Raw genomic sequence first — 21,245 nt, forward strand, 5'->3', positions numbered from 1 at the left:
GGCGCTTGCGCTCGAAGATGGCGAGCAGCTTGTCCGGCTCGGGCGCGCTCATGAGGCGCCTCCGTTCACCAGGGCCTGCAGCTTGGCCGCCGCGGCGCCGGAGTCGATGGACTCCACCGCCCGCAGCACGCCTTCCTTGAGGTCCTTGGCCTTGCCCACCACCACCAGCGCGGCCGCCGCGTTGAGCAGCACCGCCGTGCGCACGCCGGAGCGCTCACCGGCCAGCAGCGTCTTGAGGCGCCGGGCGTTCTCCTCCACGTCCCCGCCGGCGATGGCCTCGGGCGGCACGCGCTCCAGCCCCGCGTCCTCCGGGTTGAGGGAGAAGGTTCGCACGGAGCCGTCCTCGCGCAGCTCGGCCACGTCCGAGGTCGTGCACGGGGAGAGCTCGTCGAGCCCGTCCCGGCCGTGCACCACCCACGCCCGCTTGCTGCCCAGCTTGGACAGCACCCGGGCCGTCTGCTCCAGCCGCTCGCCCGCGAAGGTGCCGAGCAACTGGTAGCGCGCGCCCGCCGGGTTCGTCAGGGGTCCGAGCAGGTTGAAGAGGGTGTGCAGGCCAATCTCGCGCCGCGCGGGCGCCACGTGGCGCAGGGCGCTGTGGTGCGAGGGGGCGAAGAGGAAACCCACGCCGTGCTCGTCGACGTCGCGCGTCACCTGCTCGTGCGCCCGGTCCATGGGCACGCCCAGCGCCGCCAGCACGTCCGAGCTGCCACAGCGCGAGGACACCGCCCGGTTGCCGTGCTTGGCCACCGTCACTCCCGCGCCCGCGGCCACGAAGGCCACGGCGGTGGAGATGTTGAAGGTGTGCGCTCCGTCTCCGCCCGTGCCGCAGGTGTCCAACACCACCTCGGCCCTGGGGTGGATGCGCGTGGCGCAGGCGCGCATGGCCTCCGCCGCCCCGAGGATCTCCTCCTCGGTCTCACCCTTCATCCGCAGCGCGACCGCGAACGCACCCACCTGCGCGGGCGTCGCCTCTCCCGCGAGCATCTGCCCCATGATGCGGGCCATCTCCTCGCGGGTCAGGTCGCGCCGACCCACCACCCTGCCCAGCGCTTCCTTGAGCGTCATGTGCCTACCCGGATCTCCGAAGTGGTCCGCCGCCGGATTGAGGGGCGGCCGGTTCGAGGCGCTGCCTTTTCCAAGAAGAACCGGGGGCGCCTCGCAGGAAGAAAAGGTGTCCACTTCTTCCCAAAATTCCCGAAGAGTCTCGCTGGGCGGTGCGTGGGAATCAATGTAGGAGCGGAGATTTCGCGTTTACGGAGGGTGCACCTTGACGAGGCCGAGCGTCATCGTGGTGGGGGCCGGGTTGGCGGGGTTGACGTGTGCCCGGCTGCTGCATCAAGCCAAGGTGAAGGTGCGGGTGTTGGAGGCGAGCGACGGCGTGGGAGGCCGCGTGCGCACGGACCCGGTGGACGGCTTCCTGCTGGACCGGGGCTTCCAGGTGTTCCTCACCGCCTACCCCGAGCCGCAACGGTGGTTGGACTACAAGGCGCTCGACTTCCAGCGCTTCTTCCCGGGAGCGCTGGTGTGGCGCGCGGGGCGGCTGCACAAGGTGGCGGATCCGTTCCGCCGGCCGCTGCAGGCCGCGGCGCACGCCTTCAACCCGGTGGGCTCGCTCGCCGACAAGATGCTCGTGCTCGACTTGCGCCAGCAGGCGCTGGCGGGCTCGGTGGAGGACGTGTTCCTCCGCAGGCAGCGGCCGTCGCGGGTGTACCTGCGCGACGTGGGCTTCTCGGATGGGATGGTGGACACGTTCTTCCGGCCCTTCTTCGGGGGCATCTTCCTGGAGAAGGAGCTGCGCACCTCGAGCCGCGTGCTGGAGTTCGTGTTCCGGATGTTCGCCACGGGGGCCACGGCGGTGCCGGCGCGGGGCATGGGGGCCATCTCCGAGCAGTTGGCGGCGAAGCTGCCCTTCGGGGTGGTGAAGCTGAACACGCCGGTGGAGGAGGTCTGGGGCCACCGGGTGCGCCTGGTCACGGGAGCGAGGGAGGAGGCCGACGCGGTGGTGGTGGCCACGGACGCGACCGCGGCGGAGGAGCTGCTGCCGGGCATGCCGCCGAGGAAGATGAACGCGGTGACGTGCCTGTACTTCGCGGCGCCGGAGCCGCCGGTGCGAGGGCCCTACCTGGTGCTGAACGGGGAGGGGAGGGGGCCGGTGAACAACCTGGCGGTGATGAGCGAGGTGGCGCCCTCGTACGCGCCGGAGGGGCAGGCGCTGGTGTCGGTGTCGGTGCTGGAGACGGCGGAGGACTCGGAGACGCTGGAGGCGCGGGTGCGCGAGCAGCTCACGGAGTGGTTCGGCGATGCGGTGGCGAAGTGGAGGCACCTGCGCACGTACGCGATTCCGAATGCAGTGCCGGCGCAGCCGCCCGAGTCGTTCGAGGAGCCCCACCGGAAGGTGCGGCTGTCTCCGGGGCTGTACGTGTGTGGGGACTACCGGGAGAACGGTTCCATCGAGGGAGCCATGGTGTCCGGACGCCGTGCGGCCGAAGCACTCCTGAGGGACCGTGGCCTCGACTGAGTCAATATCCCCTCGCCCTCCGGGAGAGGGTCGGGGTGAGGGTATCCGTCACCCGGGTTGGTTCGTGGCTGCGTCCGTAGCGGTGCTCCCGTGGACCGCGCTGGTGCACGTGCACCCGCCGCGCTTCTTCCTCTGGGCGGCGCTCTACTGCGCGGTGTGGAACGTGCTCTCGTGGAAGGCGCTGGGGGATGAAGGCCGAGCGCTTCTCCTGCCGAAGCGCGCGGATGTGCTGTGGGGCGTGGCGCTGGCGGGAGTGCTGTACGTGGGCTCGCGGGCGGTGCTGTGGGCGATGTGCGGCGGCTTCACGGATGTCCTCTGCGAGCCGCTGAAGCACGTCTACGCGACGTTCGGCACGGGCTCACTCGGAGCGGCGCTGGCACTGGCGCTGGTGATTGCCCCGGCCGAGGAACTGTTCTGGCGCGGCGCGGTGCAACAGGCACTGCGGCCGAGGCTCGGACGCGTTGGCGGCCCGGTGGTGGCCGCGGTGCTGTCGAGCCTCGTGCTGTTCGCCTTCCGTGAGCCGCTGCTGGCGCTGGCCGCGTTCCCCACGTCACTCGCGTGGGGGCTGTTCGCGGAGTGGAGACGGAGCCTCGTGGCCTCGATGGTGAGTCACTCGCTGTGGGACCTGCTCATCGTCATCCTGCTGCCAGCTGTTTGAGGCTCGGCTCAGTGCGATTTCTCCCAGGGGAGGTCTAGACCAATCCCCAGTCTCTTACTTCGAACCTCCAACTCGAACTGCTGGCGCATCATTCTCGCGATTTGGTGATGTCGTTTACCTAGATCATCCAGGCGCACGGATTTAGCTCAAGCAACCTGCGGCGGCAGAATCCGGACTCAGGGTCGATTGTCACAGTGGACGTCTTCGCCTGATCGGGTTCCTCATGCTCAGTAGAGGCTAAGCTATTGCTTTGTGCATCGCTCAGGGCGGGTTTCATGGAGCTATTGGTTGACAAGCCTCTAAACCCCCTTTGGATGGTGGCTAGAATGGGATGCCGTCGTCGTCTTCTTCTTTTTCGTCTTCAGGCAGTGGTCGGGTCTTTCCTTCGCTCAGGTCCTTAATCATTGAAGACAGGACGTCATCGACGGCTAGAGCCGACCGACGAGCAGCCGAGAAAAGGTCATATAAAAGCGGCCAGTGTGGATTGTTGGCGCCGGTGTACTGAGTGATTTCATCTAGCATCTGCCCTCTTCGATTAAGGAGGGTTGCCGAGCAATACCGATCTCCATCTTCATCTACAGAATTCTCAATTCGCACAACACCATCGCCAAGTGCGATTCTGTAGGCTGACGACTCAGTCGTGTGGATCCATTTAACTTTCTTGGCTTGGGTTTTTTCCAGAAGCGCCTTGAGAAGTCCCAAAAACTCGCTGTTGACGGCCATCTGTTGTCTCGTTAGCTGGATTCTTAAAGCGACTGTCTAGGTGGATGAGGAATTTTGATAAATCCCAAAAAAACGCTTGTGAGCGCTTGTCAATTGAGTGGTCTTTGATTTGTCTATGTCGCTCTCGATTCGGCGAAGAAGCAGAGTCAAGTCGTCAATCGCCGAGGTTATTTGCGTTTGCTCGACTTGTATCAAATAGGGGCTCTCTATTAGCGAGATGAGAAGTCGCTGTAGATGCTCCCCGTGATAGATTGCTCTTTCCCAGGACTTGGACCGACAATCAGCGCGAAGATCATTAAGCAGGCGGATTGCCTCTCCAATGTTTCCAAGGAAAAGTCGTGTCCCGAGTTGGTGCAAAAGATTATTTGAAATCTCCTTCGCCTGCTCTGCCGAGTTCTTGGCTTTGGTCACGCCAACGATGGTGATGAAAAAGCCAACTAGTGATATTACAAGCCCGACAACACTGGCCATGTTGCCGTACTGATCTTTCCAAAAATCTATTGTAAAGAACGGGCTCAAGATTTTGGGGCCAAATGGTCGGTTTGCTGCTCACTTGCATCGTAAGAAGGCGTCGAACCAGTATATTAGCGGCCACGTGCCTGTTTACAAGGCTGTAAATTGCGTACTGGCGAACTGGTCACCATCGTCTGTACCGGCTGTTGTGGCAAGCGTCGTGTTCTTCATCAACCCGGGATGTCCGATACCCTCACCCCGTCCCTCTCCCGGAGGGCGAGGGGAGTGGTGCGTGCTGTCCAGCCCGGTGTCCGCCGGTTAAAAGGGCGGCCATGACCCGCACACTCCTCTCCCTCGCCACCGCCGCGCTGCTCTTCTCGGGCTCCGCGGCCGCCGCCGAGCCCCCCTCCCGTCTGCCCAATGCCGCCGAGCTCAAGCGCATGACGTCCCGCTTCGCCCCCGTCGACATCCAGGCCGATGTCTCCAAGCTCCCCGAGAACGAGCGCCGCGCCCTCGCGAAGATCGTCCAGGCCGCGAAGATCATGGACCCGCTCTTCCTGCGCCAGGTCTGGGCCGGCAACGAGACGCTCCTGCTCGACCTCATCAAGGACAACTCCCCGCTCGGCCGCGAGCGGCTGCACTCCTTCCTCCTCAACAAGGGCCCCTGGTCCCGGCTCGACCACAACGCGCCCTTCGTCCCCGGTGTCCCCGCCAAGCCCGCCGAGGGCAACTTCTACCCGGCCGGTGCCTCCAAGGCCGACATCGAGGCCTGGGTGAAGTCCCTCCCCGAGGCCCAGCAGCGCGAGGCCACCGGCTTCTTCACCACCATCCGCCGCGACACCGCTGGCAAGTTCGTCGCCGTCCCCTACAGCATCGAGTACCAGGGCGAGCTCGCCGTGGCCGCCCGGTTGCTGCGCGAGGCCGCCGAGCTCACCACCCAGCCCACGCTCAAGGCCTTCCTCTCGACGCGTGCCGACGCCTTCCTCAGCAACGACTACTACCCGAGCGAGGTGGCCTGGATGGAGCTCGACGCCAGCATCGAGCCCACCGTCGGGCCCTACGAGGTCTACGAGGACGAGTGGTTCAACTACAAGGCCGCCTTCGAGGCCTTCATCGGCCTGCGCGACGACGCCGAGACGCAGAAGCTCGCGAAGTTCAGCGGCGAGCTGCAGGGCCTGGAGAACAACCTCCCCATCGACCCGAAGCTGCGCAACCCGAAGCTGGGCGCGCTCGCCCCCATCCGCGTGGTCAACAGCATCTTCTCCTCGGGCGACGGCTACCGCGGCGTGCAGACCGCGGCCTTCAACCTGCCCAATGACGAGCGCGTGGCGGCCGAGAAGGGCACCAAGCGCGTGATGCTCAAGAACATCCAGGAGGCCAAGTTCCAGCGCGTGCTGCTGCCCATCGCCCAGGTGGCGCTCCCCGCCAAGGACCGCAAGGACGTCTCCTTCGACGCCTTCTTCACGCACATCCTCATGCACGAGCTGATGCACGGCCTGGGGCCCCACAACATCACCATCGAGGGCAAGCAGACCACGGTGCGTCAGGCCCTCCAGGCGTCCTCCAGCGCCATCGAGGAGGCCAAGGCGGACATCTCCGGCCTGTGGGCCCTGCAGCACCTGGTGGACAAGGGCGTCATCTCCAAGGACCTGGAGCGCACCATGTACACCACCTTCCTGGCCTCCGCGTTCCGCTCCATCCGCTTCGGCATCAACGAGGCGCACGGCAAGGGCATCGCCCTGCAGCTCAACCACTTCCTCGATACCGGCGCCGTGGTGGTGAACAAGGACGGCACGTTCACGGTGGTGCCCGGGAAGATCAAGGAGTCCGTCAACGCCCTGACGAAGCAGCTCATGGAGCTGCAGGCCAGCGGCAACCGCGCCACCGCCGAGTCCCTGCTCGAGAAGATGGGTGTGGTGCGCCCCGAGGTGAAGCGCGTCCTGGACAGGCTGAGCAAGGTCCCCGTGGACATCGAGCCGCGCTACGTCACCGCCGAGAAGCTCTCCGCCGAGCTCGGCGGCTTCTCCACCCCGGCCGGGAAGTAACAGCGCCGTCCGCTCGCCCGCCGCGTGCGTTTTCCCGTGCGCGGCGGGCCGGGTGGCATGCAGAGGAGAGGTGGATGCGGAACCACGTTCCTCCAGATCCCCGGGGTGTGCTCATCGCGCTGACCGTGCTCGGCGCGTGGCTGGGCCATCTCGTCTGGCTGCTGGTGGCGGCCGGGCTGACCCTCGCCTCGCCGCTCACGTACCTGCACATCGCGGTGCAGGCCTATTTGAGCACCGGCCTCTTCATCACCGGCCATGACGCGATGCACGGCACGGTGAGCCGCTCGCGGTGGGTGAATCAGGCCGTGGGCACGGCCGCCTGCTTCCTCTTCGCCGGGCTCTCCTACCGGCGCCTGGTGGTCAACCACCGCGCCCACCACACCGACCCCACCGGCCCGGACGATCCGGACTTCTCCACCCGCACCCAGTCCTTCTGGCCGTGGTTCGCCACCTTCATGGTGCGCTACACCACCTGGCTCCAGATCCTGGTCATGGCGGCCAAGTTCAACCTGTTGCTGTTCCTCGGCGTGGCGCAGTGGCGGATTCTCGCCTTCTGGGTGGTGCCCGCGCTGCTCGGCACGGTGCAGCTCTTCTACTTCGGCACCTTCCTGCCCCACCGGCGCCCGGACACCCCGGACATGGCTCCTCACCACGCGCGCTCCCTGCCGCGCAACCACCTGTGGGCCATGCTCTCCTGCTACTTCTTCGGCTACCACTGGGAGCACCACCAGTCGCCCTCCACCCCCTGGTGGCGCCTGTGGAAGCTGCGGGACGCGCGCCAGTCCTCCCCCGCCGAGGTGGCCCGGTTGTAACTGGATTCCGGTTCGGGCGTACTGAAGGGAACCATGCGCCAGAAGCTGCCCGAGCCCCTGGGGTCCGAAATCACCTCCGAGTCGCTGTATCTGCGCCGGCGCGAGTTCCTCAAGAGCGCCGCCCTCTTCACCGGCACCGCCGCCGCGGTGGGGACCGGGCTCCAGCTCCTCAGCAACCGGCCCACCGGCTCGGGCGGCCCCCCGCTGCTGGCCACCCCGGGCGAGGCCCCCAAGGTGGTGCGGCCCCGCGGCCCGTACGACACCGACGAGCGCGCCACCTCCTACGAGGACGCCACCACCTACAACAACTTCTACGAGTTCGGCCTCGACAAGGGCGAGCCCGCCGAGAACGCGCACACCCTCAAGCCCCGTCCGTGGACCGTCGTCATCGACGGCGAGGTGCACAAGCCGCAGCGCGTGGACATGGACACGCTGCAGTCCTGGTTCCCGCTCGAGGAGCGCGTCTACCGCATGCGCTGCGTGGAGGCCTGGTCCATGGTGATTCCGTGGCTCGGCTTCCCCCTGGCGGGCCTGCTGCGGCGCGTGGAGCCCACCGGCAAGGCGAAGTACGTCGCCTTCACCACCCTCGAGGACCCCGAGCAGATGCCCGGCCAGAAGTACCCCGCGCTCGACTGGCCCTACGTCGAGGGGCTTCGCCTGGACGAGGCCCTGCATCCGCTCACCCTGATGGCGGTGGGCATGTACGGCCGCGTCCTGCCCAACCAGAACGGCGCGCCCCTGCGGCTGGTGGTGCCGTGGAAGTACGGCTTCAAGGGCATCAAGTCCATCGTCCGCATCTCGCTCACCGAGAAGCAGCCGCCCACCACCTGGAACCGCACCAACGCGGGTGAGTACGGCTTCTACGCCAACGTGAATCCCGAGGTGGCGCACCCGCGCTGGAGCCAGGCCTCCGAGCGCCGCATCGGCGAGTTCCGCCGCCGCCCCACGCTGCCCTTCAACGGCTACGCCGAGCAGGTGGCCAGCCTCTATTCGGGCATGGACCTGCGCAAGAACTACTGACGCCCATGGCCGCCCCTCCGCACCCCTGGCTCAAGCCCGCCGTCCTCGTGGGAGGCCTCTTTCCGGCGGTCTTCCTGGCGCTCCAGTTCGCGCAGGGGACGCTGGGCGCCAATCCCATCGAGCGCGTGCTCAACCAGACGGGGCTGCTCGCCCTCATCCTCCTGGTGGCGTCGCTCGCGTGCACGCCGCTCAAGGTGGTGTCCGGGTGGACGTGGCCCATCCGTCTGCGCAAGCTGCTGGGCCTGCTGGGCTTCACCTACGCCGTGCTGCACTTCCTCACCTACGCCGTGCTGGACCAGGGGCTGGCCTTCGGCGTCATCCTCGAGGACATCGCCAAGCGGCCCTTCATCACCGTGGGCTTCATGGCGCTGGTGCTGCTGGTGCCGCTGGCCGTCACCAGTACGAATCGCATGGTGCGCCGCATGGGCTTCCCCGCCTGGCAGCGGCTGCACCGGCTGGCGTATGTGGCCGCCTCGCTGGGCGTGGTGCACTTCGTCTGGCGCGTGAAGAAGGACCTCACCGAGCCGCTCATCTACGGCGGCGTGCTGCTGCTGCTCTTCGCCATCCGCGGGGCCGAGGCGGTGCGCAGGCGGCGGGTGCGCGCCTCGGCTCCGGTCTCGGCCACCTGAGGGGGGCCGGCCGCTCAGCCCTTCCTGGCCGGTGGCAGGAGGGTGTCCACCCGCGTCATCAGCGACCCCTTTGCTCCAGCCCACCCCCTCAACATGGCACATGGCCCCACTCCGCCTATGCGCGTCGTCCACCACGAAGGCCTCCAGTCCCGGCATCTCCGCCTCCAGCTTCAGCGCCAACCGGCGTCGCATCTCAGCATCACTCCAGTCAGCTACCGACACGCACTGCTGGAGGCACTGGCGCATGGGCTCCACGCTCTTGCGCTCTCCGTCCAGCAGCAGCCCTGTGAGGTACAGCTCCATCGCTCGGCGCGGCCCATGCCGACCACCATGGACTCGAATAGGCGGGGTAAGTGTTCACGGAGTCGGGGCAGGCTCACAAGGGGCGCTGTCCGGCGGGGAGGCGCCTCTGGGAACTGTGTGGCGACGAGTTCGACGATCCAGCGATTGGGAGCAGCGCGGTGCGGGGGGCCCAAGCAGCATGAAGTCAGCGGTCAGTCATGCAGCCTGGAAAGGAGATGGGTGAAATCCTCCGCGACCGGCTCGATGGCCTCCTCACCCGAGGCTTCGGTGAAGTAGAATACAACTCTTGGAGCAGATGGCGAGCCCCTGTAGTCAAAGCAAAGAAAGTCCCCATTGGCCGTTGATGCAAATGGATAGACTCCCACAGGCACATAGGGATGGATGAGCTTGTAGGTGTCGGACATGGAATAGGCTCGAAACTCCTCGCTCTCACTGATGAGCAGGAGCTCGGACATCACCACATTGCCTCTGTCCGTGTCGAGCACACATGGCTCGGGTGCCATTCCCTGATGCATCATGGCAACGCGCTTGTAATCCTCGGGCAACTCCACGCCCCACGCTCTCTCGAGCGCCTCCACCTCATGAGCTGTAGCATGCCGGGCAATCTTCCAGACACGAGGAATCCACTGAACAGTCATTACGGATAGCCTCCTCCCCAGATTGCCATACCACCTGTATGAGGAGTAGCGAGCCGATGCTCCTCGAACTTGACGAGCTGCATTCTTCCCACGTATTGATGATGATGCCAGCGGTAGCCGTTTGGCGCCTGATGGGATTTCGGAAGTACAGCAACATCATCCGCGCTCAGCCCGAGCTCCTTTGCCAATCCGGGATCCTTCCGAACGGCCCTGGCAAGGCTTTCGTTGGATGCCTTGATGTGAGCCTGACGATTTCCTGTTCCGATATGCACGTCATCCAGGAGAGTCTCGAACCTGGTATTGAACCTGGGAAATCCATTGGTGTCGAAGCTGATGGTGTGCCTGCCATCCGAGATCGTCTTCCCGGCGCGATTGAGTCCGAGGTTTGGGATGGGAGAAGCGGAATCCCGGGTCTTGCGGTAGGGGTAGATTCGCTTATCGGGCGCGAGCATGGGCTTGCGCCAGGCTTCGACAGAACCCAACAGGTGCCTTGTTGGGGCAGGCGTCCGGGCTGTTTGTCGCGATTTGGAGAGTCTATCAAAGACCTTTTCGAATAGCCTTTTTAGGATCCTTCCCCTTCCTCCAATGGAGACATCAGTCGCCAATTGGTAGCGACAACAGTAATATGCATCACCATCAGAGGTTTGATAACAGTGAGTGGCCTCGCCATCTTGATGCCATGAGAATGCAGGTTCTGGCTCTGGAGCTTCGCCGCCCGCATCGACGTCCCCATCACCAGAAAATATGCCAGCAGGCCCTGGAATACCGTCCAGGCCGTCCGCGATAACATAGACAACAGCGCTCCACTCCTCCTCTTCCGCCAGGACCTGCGGGGTCGAGCTCATCGCACTGCCGCTGGGGCCCCCTTGTTCCGCGGAGGGCGGCTTGCGGTACGGCGCACCTCCTCCGCAGGCCAGGATGAAAAGCGTGACAAGCAGCGCTGCCAGCATGTACCCATTGCGCATGAAGGGCTCCTGGAGCTCGGGAGCCTGTCAGGACCGAGCACTGCGAGCAATACCTGGGCTACAAGCAAGGTCCGCCTCCTGCTGCACCGCCTCGGGATTCCGTTCGAGACGGTGGAACTGGAGATGGGCCTCCAGGGGACGCGCTCCCGGAGTTCAAGACGAAGAGCACCCGCGCTGGAGCCAGGCCTCCGAGCGCCGCATCGGCGAACTGCGCCGCCGCCCCACGCTGCCCTTCAACGAGCGGCGGGCGCGGTCCGCGGCCCCCCCCGGTCTCGGCCACCTGAGGGGGCCGGCCGCTCAGCCCTCCTGGCCGGGGGCTGGATCTTCCCTGGCTCCGCCCCCGCGTGCTCTGATGAATTCCATGCACAGACGGGCACTCGCCGTCGCCGTGGGGATTGCCGTTGCTTGCAGCACGAGCTGCTCCGCGGGCGAGCCGGCGCGGCAGTACCAGCGGGCCGTGTACTATGCGAAGAACGGCTCGGTATACACCTGGGTCGGCTCGCCGGTGACGTACCAGTTGCGCCAGCTCTGGCGGCTGGACGAGCGCGGCACCTGGCAGCCTGTCTCCGTCCCGAAGCGTGCCCAGCAATCGCTGACGCTCGTTCCCACGGGGGAGAGGGTGTCACTGGGCCTCGCCGAGGGCGACTACTTCGCGATGGCCACCGTCCAGGGCCATTCGGAGTGCCAGCACGTCAGTGTCTCGGAGAAGCACTGCCTGGACGTGATGCTGCCACCGCCCCCGAAGGGCCAGGTCCCAACCTGTCTTGCCGGCGGGCGCGCCGGCTATGTCCCCGACCCGATGGACCTGAAGCTCCCCGATGGAACCGGTGTTCGTTCCGCGTGCGGCAACAACGGGTTCCTCTCTTCCGAGAACACGCGCGGGAATGGTGTGCTGGACGGCCCCGCCCGGAACTACGACGTGCATGGCAAGGTCGTGTGGAGTGGCACGTATCGCGACGGCAAGCTCTCCGGCGTCGTCACCGAGTGGCTGAGGGATACCCGGTTCGAGACCCCCTACGTCGATGACAAGCGTCACGGGACACGGAAGGAGTTCGATGCCTCGGGAAGGCTCGTCTCGAGCGCCGAGTTCGTCAACGGGGTCTACACCCGCCAAGAGACCTATCACCCCAATGGCGTGGTCGCGTCCCGGGTCACGATGAAGGGAGACCTCGGCTCTTGGATCCAGTACAGCCCCAGCGGGGCGAAGACGAGGGAGGGCCGCATCGTCAACAGCGTGAGCGGCTCCGCGCATCAGTGCGTCGCCGTCTACGACGCGGAGGGCCGCTCGCAACCTTGCCCATCCCCTTGAGTCGCGAGGGCATCCGTTGAACGGAGTGCCAGTGCACCTGGGCGGTAGGATGTCCGGGTCGCACCGGGCAACTCCTGGATCGAGGGCTCGGCTCCATGCGAACAAGCGTCTCGGGCCCGCGGTGGGCGCAGCGGCCAGCGAGGAGCACGCATGGACGAAGAGAAGAAGTCCGAGAGGAGTTGGGAGGAGCGGACGCAGTTGGGGCCCTATCGACTCGAGGAGCAGGTGCCCCAGCCAGCGCACAGCCCGGGTGAGCTCTATCGTGCCAGGCACGAGAAGAGCGGGGCCACGGCCCTGGTGCTCAAACCCGCCGCCGAGGAGGACGTGGCGCAGTTGAAGGACTGGCGGGTGCGCATCATCTCTTCCATCACACCGAGCTACATCGCCATGGAGGTCGAGGACTCTCGCTGGTCCGTCGGCCCCGACAAGCACTCGGTGGAGGCGCTGGTGTTCCTGTTGGAGGGTGTCCGCGCGGGAGTGCGGCGCATGGCCCGCGCCCTCTCCGGCCCCTCCGAGCCGGGTCTCCGGTGGAGAGTGGGGCTGGCGTTGGCGGGCACTGCCGTGGTGTGCGGCCTGTTCTTCGCGTGGGGGCGCCAGGCGTCCAGTGGCCAGCAAGCCGTGACGAGCACCCCCCCCGCCCTCATGAGCCACGAGGAGTCCACGGCAGGTGGAACGCCGGACCAACCCGCCCGCCCATGGGGGCTCGTGGACACGTTGGATGCTGGGGAGCCCGTGCTCGCAGCTCCGCTGCCGAGCAAGCCCTTCAAGGGTCAGAAGCGCCCTCCGTGCACCCGCTACGCCGAGGTCGAGTTGGTCGGCGCCTGCTGGTTGCCGCACAAGCTCAAGGCCCCCTGCCCGGACGTCCTCTACGAGTACCAGGGGGAGTGCTACACGCCCGCCGTCAGCGCGAAGCCACCGCCCCAGTCACTCGGGCAGTGAGTGACGCGGCGGCGGGGGGCGGCCGATGCCAGCTCCCGCCGCGGCGGTGCCCGCGATGGAGGGCGCTGGACTCAGCGCGCCGGCTTCGGGACGTGCTGATCAATCAGGATGGGGTTGCCATCGGGATCGATGAGCATGAGGCTCGCGGGGCCGGTGGAGGATTCGTCGGCGGCGGAGGTGAGGGTGAGGCCGCGGGCCTGGAGGGTCCGCTGGATCTCGCGGACGTCGTCAAAGCCGGCGAGTGGATGGGCGTTGCGGTCCCAGCCCGGGTTGAACGTCAGGAGGTTCTTGTCGAACATGCCTTGGAAGAGGCCGATGGTGCTGGTCTCGTTCTGCATGATGAGCCAGTTCTGGGCCTCGTTACCGCCGATGGGACGGAAGCCGAGCTTCTCGTAGAACGCGCGGGAGGCGGCGAGGTCCTTGACGGCGAGGCTGACGGAAAAGTTGCCGAGGTGCATGGGGGCGGCTCCTGAGGCCGGGGCGATGGCGGGTGGGCGAGCAGGCGCCGCCGCGCAGCCGCTTAGGGCGAGGACAAGCAGCATGCCGCTGAGGATTCGAAGCATGGGGTGCTCCAGGACTGACGAGGGGGGGCGCCGCTCGGCAGGGTACTTGAGTTCATCAGAGCCAGGAACGCTCCGATGTGCCGGCATCCCGGCGTGATGCGCGGCGGGGTTCCCGCCCGCTCCGTGTGGCGCGGACCGGGTCCGCCTCCCCCAGGCGAGGGAGGCGGTGCCTCATGGGCCCTCAGCGGCTCGCTGGAGCGCCGGCGCCCGTGAGCTCGAACGGGTTGGCCGGATGGCGCGTGTTCCACTCGTTGATGACGTCGAGCAGGTCCCCGGACTTGGGCATGAGCGCGTAGGAGATCAGCCCGCTGCCCGCCGCGACGCCCAGGCCGCCGTACATCATTCCGAAGTTGGGCTTCGGCACGCAGAACGAGCCACCGGGCCTTTCGCAGTCCTCCGTGCTCCTGGAACTGATGCCGACCACGGTGAGGACCACGCCCACCGCGACGCCCGCGATGCCCAAGGCGAGGCCGGCCTTCCTGCGCTCGGCCAACTGCTGCGCCTTGGGGCCCACGAGCGGGTCCTCCTTGACCAGCTCCGCCAGGTGCTCCAGGTCCTTCACGTAGATCTTCGGCGCGGGCGCGGTGGCCTCACGCTCCGGGCGATCCGCCGCCGGAGCCTGCGCCGCCGCCGGGGGAGCCGCCGGGGCCGGGGCGGGCGCGGCGGGCGGAGCGGCCTCCGCCGTCACGAGCCGCAGTGCGCTCTCCCGAAAAAGGTGTCAGAGACTTCGTACGGCACCCTCCACCCCCTTACAGGGCTCCATTAGTCTTATGCTTGTGGTGACGCTCGTGGCCTCCCGGAACTGGGGACTGCTCGCGTGCGCCCTGATGCTCGGCGCGGTGTACGCGGTGCGGCGCTTCGGAGTCTCCCGGGTGCCCTGGCTGCGCTCGGACGTGGTCGTCATCACCCTGACCGTGGTGACGGCGGCCATGCTGCAGCTGTCCGCCGCGCTGGCGGCTGGCAAGCTCGTGACGCTCTCCGTGGTGCTGGGCATCCTGTCCACCGCCGCGGGGGCCTCGGGCTTGTTCAGCTGGGGCACGAAGCTGAAGGCGGCGAGCTCGGCCGCGAAGCTCGCCGCCCGCTGACCCTCGCCATTTCCTGAAACACGAAGGGCCCGGCTCCGGGGTGGAGTTCGGGCCCTTCGTGTACAGCGCGCAAACCCACGTCGCGCTCCGACGATTACGCGTCGTCCTTCTGCTTGGGCGGTTTGGCGGTCGGCTTTTCAGTCGTACCATTGTTCTGATTGGTTGCTTCTATCAGCTTTGTCGGATCGCCGGAGAGTAGGTGCATGATTTCCTTGTAGGTCGGAAACGCGGCGTGAATCTCGTTTGGCGCGGTTGCTGGCGGGAGGAATACAATGTGCTTTTCAAACATCTCGGTTTTCTGTTGGAGCGCCGCGCGCAGTGCTGCCTCTCCTTCACCTCGAAGTTTTGAAAAGCGCCCTTTCTTCAACTCATTAACAGCGCCTTCCATGAGAGCGGTCCGCAAGGCATCATTGTGCTTGGTGATGGATCCCATCTCCTGGACGGCGAGGCCAGTCAACGTGATTCGTGCCTGCGCCTGCTTGTATTGCTCCCATATTGCGAGAGCGTTGTATGCGGCCCTTGTGATAACGCCGACAACCCCGAGCGCAGTCACTGTTGAAAACGCCAACTCAAGATAGAACGATCCTGAGTCGAACGCCTGCAGTGCAGGTCTCATTTCGACTCGCTCGGGATTGTCGGCGTCGTCAATCTTTGAGACGATGTCAAAGAACCGGCGAAGGTCCCCAACCAACGCTTCCAGGTTGTCGAGGGAGTGCGGGTCCGGAATTTTGACGGCCAGCGTTGTTGGGGCCTCGTCGGGCAGTGCGTGGTCGAGCGCAGCGCGAAACGCTAATGCCGCGCTGTTTAAGGCATGAATTTGGGTTGTCACATGGTCGAGTTCGGCGCGCGGCCCAACCAATCGGTTGCTGTACTGGGATGCTATTGCTTTATGGGATAGAATCGGCGCGACAAGGGGGGCGAAGGCCGGAATTTGGGAAAGGGTGGCGAGCGCTCTCCGAATGGCATTCCCGTTGCCTATTGCTCCGCTCATAGGGTGCTCTGCGGATAGGCCTGTTTCTCTGGAGTATTCGACCTGGAGGGGGAGATTCGCCGCGTCCAGGATGTGCTTCATGTCGCGTAGTCACACGGAAGTCTCGTTGTTGGCTGGGAGTTCCCTTATTCCTGCAGCCCGCCATGTAGCAGAGGGCTGGCTCATTGACCACTCACCCTTTGGGCCTGAGTGGGGGTGAGGGACACAGAGCACAGAGATGAGGGCGCATGCCTGCGACTCAACGGGGTGTCTCGACCTTCAAGCCCGTCGGCACGTACGTCCAGTCCCTTCGCAGGTGTCGCACGACGTGGGACGAGGCACAGAGGCGCTGGCACGTGCGGAGCGCCACAGGGGAAGGCGGGGCAGACGTGTGCCCAAAGGGGGCTGCACGGCCTTTGCACCGCCCTGGCGCACAGCCCGTATATCCTTCAGGGCTTGTTGCTCCTGGGGGAAAGGCCAGCGTCATGGCGAACGAATACCGAAGTCCTGGAGCGGGGGAGGGCGGTGGTACGCAGCTTGAGGCTCGGCGGAACTCGCGGCGCGGGCCGTGGTGGGCGTCGCGCGTGGTGCTTCTGCTGCTCCTCGGGCTGCAGACCGCGTGTGCGACGGGCTCCCCCATGGGCGGGATGCTGGTTGGCGGTTCGCGCCATCGGTGGCGAGTGCAGCGCACGAGTCCCAGGCCACAGGAGAGCGCGGACCAATCCCAGGCGGGGTCGGCAACGAGGACCGGGGACTCCTTCGAGGACTTTGAGGGCGCTGACGCGGACGCCGAGGATCGCGAGGCCGGTGTCCCGGTGGTGGGCGCGGCCGAGGGAGCTGTGGCGGCAGAGCGGCCGCGGTCTTGGGCGCGCGGTGCGAGTGTGGTGGACGAGGAGGACCTGGAGGGAAAGGGCGTTGGATGGCCGGATGGAGTGGGCGACGGGCGGCCGTTCGGGGTGCCGATGACGCTCGACTACTTCCAGGGATTCCTCGCGCAGGCGGGGGTCCCCAGCACTGCGTTGCCGAAGGACGGGCGCTCGCTGTCGCCTCAGCAGGCGCTGGAGCTGGTGCCACCTCTGCTCTCCACGCCGCTGACATTGGGCAATTTCGGGCTCCGCCGAATGGCGGCACATCTGCTCTTGGAGGTGGCCGCTGGGGGCCAGGTCGTGACGAGAGACGAGCTCCACACGCGGATGCGGCGCTTCTCGCGGTTGTTGGTGCTTCGTCCGGACGGATACCTGGTGAGGGCCACCTCGAGAGTGGCGGTCCAGAAGGTCGGGCAGGTCGTGCTCGCCGAGGATGGGACGCTACGGGCCGGGCGCTTCGAGGTGGGTCCATTCTACGCCATCGAGGGCGAGCGCCTCTTCCCGGTGGACCAGAGACTCGAGGTTCCGAGAGGCGCGCGTCCAGCGGGCCTCTATGAGCCCGACGACAACCCGGCGCTGGCGGTGACGGAGGGGGCGGTGCTCGCAGTGGTAGACATGGTGGAAGGCCTCTACCGGCTGGTCTTCTACACGGGGGAGACACTCGAGGGGCTGGCGCAACTGCCGGGCGCGGTGCGGCAGCTCTACGAGAACTCGCCACAACTGTGGGAGGAGTTCCGCCACAAGCCCTACGCCGAGAAGGTGCGCACCGTGTCGCGGCTAGCGACGGGCGTGGTGCTGACAGTGGGAACGGCGGGGGCTGGAGCTGCGAAGGTGGCGGCCTGGGGCGGCAAGCTGGGAAGCCTCACGATGCCCCTGCTGTCGCTTTCGGGTGACGGACTCCTGGCGGTGCGCCTGGTGGCCGTCCCCGTTGGACGTGTCGCTACTGCGGCGGCGCCAGCGTTGAGTGCCACCTACGTCCTGCACATGGCCAACACGAGCGTACAGGGCGCAGGAGGCGGTGCGGGGTGGCCTCCGGTTGGCGGGCCCGGGCAGTGGGTTGAGGACACCTCGAGCATGTCCGAGCAGTCTCGGGCCTACCAGGCCCAGGTGACTGGCGCCCCCAAAGGCTGGTGCTACACGGTGTGCCGAAATGGGAAGTGCGTCGAGTACGACGGTTTTGATCCGACCGAGGGCGTGCTGCTTGAGGGCAAGGCTCGCGGGTACGAGCAGTGGTTCGACAAGGACCTCAATCCTGCACACGAGTTCTACGGTGGCCTGGAGGACATGCTCAAGCAAGCTGCACGTCAGTACCGGATGGCGGCCGGGAGGCCGATCCGCTGGCACGTCGCCGAGCCTCGGATGGTGGCCGTGCTTCGGAAGCATTTCGACGAGGCGGACCTTGGATTTATAGAGGTCGTTTACACCCCGCCGGTGAAGTGAGGAGTGCTGCCCATGAGCGAGAGGTACGGAATCAAAGCGTATTGGGGACGCCGGCCGGAGTCGGCCGATGAATGCGCTCGGCGCGCGGAGACGTTCTTCCGCCTCCTAGCTGCGTGCCATCCCGACTTCACCCAATGGTACGAGAAGGGCAACTCCGCCCGGGAGGCGCTGCAGCTCGGTTTTGAGCCCACCCGCGAGACCTTCCGAAGGTTCTTCGGACGGGAGAAGTACCAGATTCTGGATGACGGGTTTGCGTTCGGCGCCTGGACAGGACACGTGGAGCAGGGCCAGGGTGGAGGGGTCACGCTCACCTGTGGGTCGAAGGCAGAGTTTTCGCTGAACTTCCTCTGGCTCTCCCTTCCGAAGGAGGCTCTGGGGCACGAGCGCCTGGTCAAGGCACCTATTGTCGCTGGCGCCATGCGTGCCATGGCGATGGCCTGGGAGCCGGAATGGGCGGTGGCGACGGCGGACGGACTGTGGGACGAGCTCTCCGGCGGTAGCCAGCTCGGCTGTTTCGTGGGCTGGATGACGTATTTCTCGCGGGACCGGGGCGAGGTGCCGGCGCTGCCGGAGCCCGTGTGCGTCGAGCCTGTGGGCGACAAGGGAACGCTCGTCACCCTCACGTCCGAGCGACTCACCCCGAGCAATCCGGAGCACGTCGCGCTCGCTTGGCGAACGCAGAGGACGCTGGAGGAGCGGGGGCTGTTCCGTTTGATGGTCCAGCCGGCTTCTAGGCGGAAGGCGTGATCGGCATCAGGCCGTGCGCAAGCGCCGGGCTCGCGCCTCAGCCCCGGCCCCCGCCCGCTCCGTGTAGCCCTCAGCGGCTCGCTGGAGCGCCAGCGCCCGTGAGCTCGAACGGGTTGGCCGGGTGGCGCGTGTTCCACTCGTTGATGACGTCGAGCAGGTCCCCGGACTTGGGCATGATCGCGTAGGAGATCAGCCCGCTGCCCGCCGCGACGCCCAGGCCGCCGTACATCATTCCGAAGTTGGGCTTCGGCACGCAGAACGAGCCACCGGGCCTTTCGCAGTCCTCCGTGCTCCTGGAACTGATGCCGACCACGGTGAGGACCACGCCCACCGCGACGCCCGCGATGCCCAAGGCGAGGCCGGCCTTCCTGCGCTCGGCCAACTGCTGCGCCTTGGGGCCCACGAGCGGGTCCTCCTTGACCAGCTCCGCCAGGTGCTCCAGGTCCTTCACGTAGATCTTCGGCGCGGGCGCGGTGGCCTCACGCTCCGGGCGATCCGCCGCCGGAGCCTGCGCCGCCGCCGGGGGAGCCGCCGGGGCCGGGGCCGGCGCGGCGGGAGGAGCGGCCTCCGCCGTCACGAGCCGCAGCGCGCTCTCCTGGATGTAGCCCACGTTCCCGTCGGGCAGCCGCACCCGGCGCCAGCCCGCTTCGGCCTCCTCGGACACGGACACCTCCGCCTTCTCCACGAAGGTGTGGAGCACGGGAGACGTCACATCGGGTTGGGCGTGGGCCTTGGCCTCGAACACCTTCACCACCGCGGGCGCGGCGTGGGCGGCGGTGGCCAGCATGAGACTGAGGAAGAGAGCGGTGCACAGCGAACGCATGGGTCCTCCGGGTGAGGAGGGCCTTCTACGTGGCTGTCCACCGCCAATCCAAGCGACCCGGGGTGCGGAACGCGCTCCTCCGGGCCCGGCCGCTCAGCCCTTCCTGGGCGGCGGCAGGATGGTGTCCACCAGCGTCATGAGCTGGGCGCAGCTCACCGGCTTGCGCACGAAGGCGTTGATGCCCGCCTTCTGGCCCTTGTTGCGCACCTCGGCGGCGTTCGCGTCACCCGTCATCATCAGGATGGGAATCTTCGCCACCTTCACGTCGCGGCTGGCCCGCACCGTCGCCGCGAAGTCCGCGCCGTTCATCCCGTCCATGTGGAAGTCGGTGAGGATGAGGTCCACCGGCTGCGTCTCCAGCACCTTCAAGCCCGCTTCGGCCGACTCGGCCTCGATGTACTCGAAGGAGCGCGCCATCAGGTAGATCTTCAGCAGCGTCCGGATGGAGCGGCTGTCATCCACCAGCAGCACGCGCTGCGGCTGCACGCCGGGCTCCGGACGGGCGAAGGGCCGCGTCTCGGGATCCTTCGCGGCCGCGAAGGCCTTGGCCGTCTCGGCGTTGAGCACGCCGAAGGGACGCGCCGGCTCGGAGGGTGACGCTGGGGTCCGCACCGGCCCGGCGGAGACAGCAGCGGTCCTCGCCGGCTCGGTGGGAGCCGTCGTCGGACGGGGCGACGAGGTCGCCGCTGCTTCGGGCACAACGGTTGCCGGCTTCATTGGAGAGTCTCCCTGCACTGTCCCCCCTCCACATCCCTGTCCGGGAATTCCTACTGTATGTTGGCCGACCGACAGCTCGAAGTCAAAGCGGCCCGCCGTCCGGCCCCGGAGTTTTTCGCGCTGCTCGGATGAGCCTTTTTCACGGCACGTCGAGGACGAACGACTGGCTCTCCACCGAAGGCAGTCCGTCCTCGGCCGCCAGGGTGGGAGACAGCTCGTTGGGCACGCGCCACGTCTGGCCGGTGAACTGGACGAGCGTGACGGCGTAGCGTCCGGAGGGCACCGACTTCAGGGGCTGCCGGTTGGCCGGGTCGCGCACGTCGAGCGCCAGGGGCTGCACGAGGACTCCCAGTGAAGGCACCACTTCCACACATGGGGATTCATCGCGCTCGAGGAGGGCGTCCATCAACGCCGGGTCCGGCGCCAGCCCCGCGGCGAGCACCACCTGGTCCGGCAGCCCGTCGCTGGTGCCATCGGCCCGGGGGTAGTCGGCGCCCACGGGATCGAGGACTCCATCCCGGTCCAGGTCGTTCTCGTCGGCGAGCTTCTGCGCCTCGGTGAGGCCCGGCCAGCTCGTCAGCTTGCGCACCAGCACGCGCGGCCACAGGTCCGGCACGCCGTCCCCGTTGGCGTCGTCGGGGACGCCGTCGCCGTTGTCGTCCACGCAGCGCACGACCAGGCCGGCATGGCCCGCGGACACCACACCCTCCTGGATTCGCAGGGACCAGAGGTCGAGCCGTTTGGTGCCCGCCGAGGGATCGAACCGGGAGTCTCCCTCCACGCGGAAGGCGGGCCGCTCGGTGGGGACGGTGCTCGAGTCGCTGAAGCTCACGATGACGCCGGTGGCGGCCTGGAGGGCGCCGTCCGGGCCCGCGGCCACCTCCACCACGCGAGGCACGCGGGTGACGGGGTCCACCGCGGCGCCGCCCACGTCTCCGGCGTTGGGCTCGCCGGTGATGCTGTACCAGGGGATGAAGTCCGGGCCGTGGCAGGGCGTCGCGCCCGTGAGGCACGTGTCCGAG

The 21,245-nt window shown here is 66.8% G+C and carries 21 protein-coding genes and 2 pseudogenes; 12 read left to right on the top strand and 11 right to left on the bottom strand.

Translation table 11 applies throughout. The features are described 5' to 3' along the window. Nucleotides 1-48: 48 nt before the first annotated feature. Nucleotides 49-1,065 carry an anthranilate phosphoribosyltransferase gene (trpD, locus tag ACN28I_RS38695; RefSeq protein ID WP_420946910.1) on the bottom strand — a complete coding sequence of 339 codons (1,017 nt, stop codon included), beginning with the start codon at nt 1,063-1,065 and terminating at the stop codon, nt 49-51. Between the two features lie 202 nt (nt 1,066-1,267). Here trpD and ACN28I_RS38700 point away from each other — a divergent pair, with 202 nt between their 5' ends. After that, nucleotides 1,268-2,518: an NAD(P)/FAD-dependent oxidoreductase gene (locus ACN28I_RS38700; RefSeq protein ID WP_420946911.1), complete on the top strand. Its 1,251-nt coding sequence runs from the start codon at nt 1,268-1,270 to the stop codon at nt 2,516-2,518. Between the two features lie 64 nt (nt 2,519-2,582). After that, nucleotides 2,583-3,176: a CPBP family intramembrane glutamic endopeptidase gene (locus tag ACN28I_RS38705; RefSeq protein WP_420946912.1), complete on the top strand. Its 594-nt coding sequence runs from the start codon at nt 2,583-2,585 to the stop codon at nt 3,174-3,176. Between the two features lie 321 nt (nt 3,177-3,497). On the opposite strand, the gene ACN28I_RS38710 is transcribed toward ACN28I_RS38705, so the two are convergent. Further along, nucleotides 3,498-3,899 carry a hypothetical protein gene (locus ACN28I_RS38710; protein WP_420946913.1) on the bottom strand — a complete coding sequence of 134 codons (402 nt, stop codon included), beginning with the start codon at nt 3,897-3,899 and terminating at the stop codon, nt 3,498-3,500. Nucleotides 3,900-3,935: 36 nt separating this feature from the next. Further along, nucleotides 3,936-4,418, bottom strand: coding sequence for a hypothetical protein (locus ACN28I_RS38715; RefSeq protein WP_420946914.1), 483 nt, complete (start codon nt 4,416-4,418; stop codon nt 3,936-3,938). Between the two features lie 266 nt (nt 4,419-4,684). On the opposite strand from ACN28I_RS38715, the gene ACN28I_RS38720 reads away from it, so the two are divergent. The 4 genes from ACN28I_RS38720 (at nt 4,685) to ACN28I_RS38735 (ending at nt 8,858) form a co-directional block, all read left to right on the top strand. Further along, nucleotides 4,685-6,397 carry a dipeptidyl-peptidase 3 family protein gene (locus tag ACN28I_RS38720; RefSeq protein ID WP_420946915.1) on the top strand — a complete coding sequence of 571 codons (1,713 nt, stop codon included), beginning with the start codon at nt 4,685-4,687 and terminating at the stop codon, nt 6,395-6,397. Nucleotides 6,398-6,471: 74 nt separating this feature from the next. After that, a complete protein-coding gene (locus ACN28I_RS38725) occupies nt 6,472-7,209 on the top strand; it encodes a fatty acid desaturase (RefSeq protein ID WP_420946916.1) in 738 nt (245 codons plus the stop codon). Between the two features lie 33 nt (nt 7,210-7,242). After that, on the top strand, nt 7,243-8,229 hold the full coding sequence (gene msrP, locus ACN28I_RS38730; RefSeq protein WP_420946917.1) for a protein-methionine-sulfoxide reductase catalytic subunit MsrP: 987 nt from the start codon (nt 7,243-7,245) through the stop codon (nt 8,227-8,229). Between the two features lie 5 nt (nt 8,230-8,234). Then, nucleotides 8,235-8,858 carry a sulfite oxidase heme-binding subunit YedZ gene (locus ACN28I_RS38735; RefSeq protein ID WP_420946918.1) on the top strand — a complete coding sequence of 208 codons (624 nt, stop codon included), beginning with the start codon at nt 8,235-8,237 and terminating at the stop codon, nt 8,856-8,858. A gap of 123 nt (nt 8,859-8,981) precedes the next feature. Here the strand turns inward: ACN28I_RS38735 and ACN28I_RS38740 are convergent. The 3 genes and pseudogenes from ACN28I_RS38740 to ACN28I_RS38750 form a co-directional block, all read right to left on the bottom strand. Then, a pseudogene (locus tag ACN28I_RS38740) lies at nt 8,982-9,190 on the bottom strand (transposase); the annotation flags it as partial. 162 nt (nt 9,191-9,352) lie between these two features. Beyond that, entirely contained in the window at nt 9,353-9,799 is a 447-nt protein-coding gene (locus tag ACN28I_RS38745; protein WP_420946919.1) for an SMI1/KNR4 family protein, read from the bottom strand. Next, nucleotides 9,799-10,764, bottom strand: coding sequence for an HNH endonuclease (locus ACN28I_RS38750; RefSeq protein ID WP_420946920.1), 966 nt, complete (start codon nt 10,762-10,764; stop codon nt 9,799-9,801). Before ACN28I_RS38750 ends, ACN28I_RS38745 begins: the two co-directional genes overlap by 1 nt. A 163-nt stretch (nt 10,765-10,927) precedes the next feature. On the opposite strand from ACN28I_RS38750, the pseudogene ACN28I_RS38755 reads away from it, so the two are divergent. From ACN28I_RS38755 to ACN28I_RS38765, 3 genes and pseudogenes are all read left to right on the top strand, one after another. After that, nucleotides 10,928-11,023: pseudogene (locus ACN28I_RS38755) on the top strand (mononuclear molybdenum enzyme YedY); the annotation flags it as partial. A 102-nt stretch (nt 11,024-11,125) separates the two neighbouring features. Beyond that, nucleotides 11,126-12,073: a toxin-antitoxin system YwqK family antitoxin gene (locus tag ACN28I_RS38760; RefSeq protein WP_420948913.1), complete on the top strand. Its 948-nt coding sequence runs from the start codon at nt 11,126-11,128 to the stop codon at nt 12,071-12,073. A 150-nt stretch (nt 12,074-12,223) separates the two neighbouring features. Then, the gene (locus ACN28I_RS38765; protein ID WP_420946921.1) at nt 12,224-13,012 is read left to right on the top strand and encodes a hypothetical protein; all 789 of its coding nucleotides are present in this window, start codon (nt 12,224-12,226) and stop codon (nt 13,010-13,012) included. Between the two features lie 71 nt (nt 13,013-13,083). Here the strand turns inward: ACN28I_RS38765 and ACN28I_RS38770 are convergent, their stop codons facing one another. Both ACN28I_RS38770 and ACN28I_RS38775 read right to left on the bottom strand, forming a co-directional pair. After that, the gene (locus tag ACN28I_RS38770; RefSeq protein ID WP_420946922.1) at nt 13,084-13,470 is read right to left on the bottom strand and encodes a VOC family protein; all 387 of its coding nucleotides are present in this window, start codon (nt 13,468-13,470) and stop codon (nt 13,084-13,086) included. Nucleotides 13,471-13,756: 286 nt separating this feature from the next. After that, nucleotides 13,757-14,263 (bottom strand): hypothetical protein, encoded by a 507-nt coding sequence (locus ACN28I_RS38775; protein WP_420946923.1) that lies wholly within the window; start codon nt 14,261-14,263, stop codon nt 13,757-13,759. A 100-nt stretch (nt 14,264-14,363) separates the two neighbouring features. On the opposite strand from ACN28I_RS38775, the gene ACN28I_RS38780 reads away from it, so the two are divergent. After that, nucleotides 14,364-14,660 carry a hypothetical protein gene (locus ACN28I_RS38780; RefSeq protein ID WP_420946924.1) on the top strand — a complete coding sequence of 99 codons (297 nt, stop codon included), beginning with the start codon at nt 14,364-14,366 and terminating at the stop codon, nt 14,658-14,660. A gap of 94 nt (nt 14,661-14,754) precedes the next feature. On the opposite strand, the gene ACN28I_RS38785 is transcribed toward ACN28I_RS38780, so the two are convergent. Next, nucleotides 14,755-15,732 carry a hypothetical protein gene (locus ACN28I_RS38785; protein WP_420946925.1) on the bottom strand — a complete coding sequence of 326 codons (978 nt, stop codon included), beginning with the start codon at nt 15,730-15,732 and terminating at the stop codon, nt 14,755-14,757. Between the two features lie 782 nt (nt 15,733-16,514). On the opposite strand from ACN28I_RS38785, the gene ACN28I_RS38790 reads away from it, so the two are divergent. Both ACN28I_RS38790 and ACN28I_RS38795 read left to right on the top strand, forming a co-directional pair. After that, nucleotides 16,515-17,936: a Tox-REase-5 domain-containing protein gene (locus ACN28I_RS38790; RefSeq protein ID WP_420946926.1), complete on the top strand. Its 1,422-nt coding sequence runs from the start codon at nt 16,515-16,517 to the stop codon at nt 17,934-17,936. Between the two features lie 12 nt (nt 17,937-17,948). After that, nucleotides 17,949-18,683, top strand: a complete 735-nt coding sequence (locus ACN28I_RS38795; protein ID WP_420946927.1) for an Imm52 family immunity protein — start codon at nt 17,949-17,951, stop codon at nt 18,681-18,683. 70 nt (nt 18,684-18,753) lie between these two features. Here ACN28I_RS38795 and ACN28I_RS38800 read toward each other — a convergent pair whose 3' ends face one another. Together ACN28I_RS38800 and ACN28I_RS38805 are read right to left on the bottom strand one after the other, a co-directional pair. Beyond that, nucleotides 18,754-19,506, bottom strand: coding sequence for an SH3 domain-containing protein (locus tag ACN28I_RS38800; protein WP_420946928.1), 753 nt, complete (start codon nt 19,504-19,506; stop codon nt 18,754-18,756). Between the two features lie 93 nt (nt 19,507-19,599). After that, nucleotides 19,600-20,223 carry a response regulator gene (locus tag ACN28I_RS38805; RefSeq protein WP_420946929.1) on the bottom strand — a complete coding sequence of 208 codons (624 nt, stop codon included), beginning with the start codon at nt 20,221-20,223 and terminating at the stop codon, nt 19,600-19,602. Nucleotides 20,224-21,245: the final 1,022 nt, after the last annotated feature.

It is taken from the genome of Archangium gephyra (genome assembly GCF_049060025.1).
Taxonomy (GTDB): domain Bacteria; phylum Myxococcota; class Myxococcia; order Myxococcales; family Myxococcaceae; genus Archangium; species Archangium gephyra_A.

Coding starts and splice junctions, on each gene's coding strand:
- msrP (WP_420946917.1), top strand. CDS start 7,243: ATGCGCCAGAAGCTGCCCGAGCCCCTGGGGTCCGAAATCACCTCCGAG.
- ACN28I_RS38720 (WP_420946915.1), top strand. CDS start 4,685: ATGACCCGCACACTCCTCTCCCTCGCCACCGCCGCGCTGCTCTTCTCG.
- ACN28I_RS38725 (WP_420946916.1), top strand. CDS start 6,472: ATGCGGAACCACGTTCCTCCAGATCCCCGGGGTGTGCTCATCGCGCTG.
- ACN28I_RS38800 (WP_420946928.1), bottom strand. CDS start 19,506: ATGCGTTCGCTGTGCACCGCTCTCTTCCTCAGTCTCATGCTGGCCACC.
- ACN28I_RS38760 (WP_420948913.1), top strand. CDS start 11,126: ATGCACAGACGGGCACTCGCCGTCGCCGTGGGGATTGCCGTTGCTTGC.
- ACN28I_RS38785 (WP_420946925.1), bottom strand. CDS start 15,732: ATGAAGCACATCCTGGACGCGGCGAATCTCCCCCTCCAGGTCGAATAC.
- trpD (WP_420946910.1), bottom strand. CDS start 1,065: ATGACGCTCAAGGAAGCGCTGGGCAGGGTGGTGGGTCGGCGCGACCTG.
- ACN28I_RS38770 (WP_420946922.1), bottom strand. CDS start 13,470: ATGCACCTCGGCAACTTTTCCGTCAGCCTCGCCGTCAAGGACCTCGCC.
- ACN28I_RS38745 (WP_420946919.1), bottom strand. CDS start 9,799: ATGACTGTTCAGTGGATTCCTCGTGTCTGGAAGATTGCCCGGCATGCT.
- ACN28I_RS38710 (WP_420946913.1), bottom strand. CDS start 3,899: ATGGCCGTCAACAGCGAGTTTTTGGGACTTCTCAAGGCGCTTCTGGAA.
- ACN28I_RS38765 (WP_420946921.1), top strand. CDS start 12,224: ATGGACGAAGAGAAGAAGTCCGAGAGGAGTTGGGAGGAGCGGACGCAG.
- ACN28I_RS38805 (WP_420946929.1), bottom strand. CDS start 20,223: ATGAAGCCGGCAACCGTTGTGCCCGAAGCAGCGGCGACCTCGTCGCCC.
- ACN28I_RS38795 (WP_420946927.1), top strand. CDS start 17,949: ATGAGCGAGAGGTACGGAATCAAAGCGTATTGGGGACGCCGGCCGGAG.
- ACN28I_RS38750 (WP_420946920.1), bottom strand. CDS start 10,764: ATGCGCAATGGGTACATGCTGGCAGCGCTGCTTGTCACGCTTTTCATC.
- ACN28I_RS38735 (WP_420946918.1), top strand. CDS start 8,235: ATGGCCGCCCCTCCGCACCCCTGGCTCAAGCCCGCCGTCCTCGTGGGA.